General features: G+C 42.9%; 1 protein-coding gene. It reads left to right on the top strand.

Annotated features, from left to right (window positions below; all coding sequences use genetic code 11):
- Nucleotides 1-97: 97 nt before the first annotated feature.
- Nucleotides 98-1,316 (top strand): IS4 family transposase (locus MUB24_RS22965; protein WP_244708069.1); only part of this gene is annotated, 1,219 nt, incomplete at its 3' end.

Raw genomic sequence — 1,316 nt, 5'->3', positions numbered from 1 at the left:
GAGTTTACTCAAAAAAGTTATCGAAAAAGCACAAAAAAAGCATCCCTTTTTGGTAAAATATAGTCACCACAACAATAACCAAAGAAAGGGATGCTTTATGGCTAATATTTTACCAAATTCTCAACCGAAAAACGAGGCTGATTCCTATATTTCGCGCTTTTTCAAAGAACATAAATTGGGCACATTGCTAAATAAGGCAAATATCCGAAAGGAAGATGGGATTTCCCCTCTGGTTCTTTTCCAGTTTATCTTCTCCCTTGTTCTACATGGCAAGAACCTATATCGGACCCTTGAATCAGGTCGTATACAGGATGCTCCTGAAAAGGACACTATCTATCGTTTGCTCAACACTCATACATACAACTGGCGAAAGTTTCTTACCCTATTGAGTAAGAATGTGATTGTGACCAAATTGATTCCCCTGGTTTCTAGTAACCGCGAGCGCGTTCTAATTTTGGATGACTCCTTGTATAGTCGAGCGCGAAGTAAGGCTGTTGAGCTGCTGGCACTCGTACACGATCATACAACCGGCAAGTATGTCAGAGGTTTTCGTATGCTTACGCTTGGTTGGTCAGATGGAAATACTTTCATACCATTGGCTTTTTCGCTGTTGAGTTCCGAGAAAAAGAAGAACCGTTTTCAAGAAGTCAACGCCACCATTGACAAGCGTACAGTCGGTTATAAACGCCGCAAGGAAGCTGTGAAAAAATCAACAGAAGCGATGTTCGATCTCCTGAATGAAGTGAACCCACTGCAGCTATGTGCAAAAACACTGCTTTTTGACAGCTGGTTTGCTTTTCCAAAAGTCATCAAACGGGTCGTTTCTGCTTACCCTCTTCAGGTCATTTGTATGCTCAAAAATATGCACCGCGTCTATTACATGTACGAGGGCGAAGAATACACACTAGGCCAGTTGTATAAGAAAGTTCGAAAAAAACGTGGGCGCGCCAAGATTCTTGCTTCTGTCGTAGTTGGTTTGGGTCTGGATGACAAAGGGAATGAAATACAAGCCCGCATTGTATTTGTACGGGATAGAAATCGCTCAAAAAAATGGCTGGCTCTCTTGTCTACCAATTTAGATCTCCCAGAAGAAGAGGTTGTGCGTCTCTACGGGAAGCGTTGGGACATCGAATGTTTTTTCAAGGTGGCCAAATCCCACCTTCGTTTAGCGAAGGAGTTTCAATCACGCAGTTACGATGCGTTGGTCGCCCATACCACTGTTGTTTTCGCACGATATATCATGCTTGCCATGAGCTCACGGGAAGAAGAGGATCCAAAAACGATTGGACAGCTCTTTTATTTGTGCTGCGATGAAA

The organism is Lederbergia sp. NSJ-179 (genome assembly GCF_022867885.1).
Taxonomy (GTDB): Bacteria; Bacillota; Bacilli; order Bacillales; family Bacillaceae_C; genus Lederbergia.
Note: the sequence above shows the minus strand (reverse complement) of the source record. Positions and strands in the feature narration are given on the sequence as shown.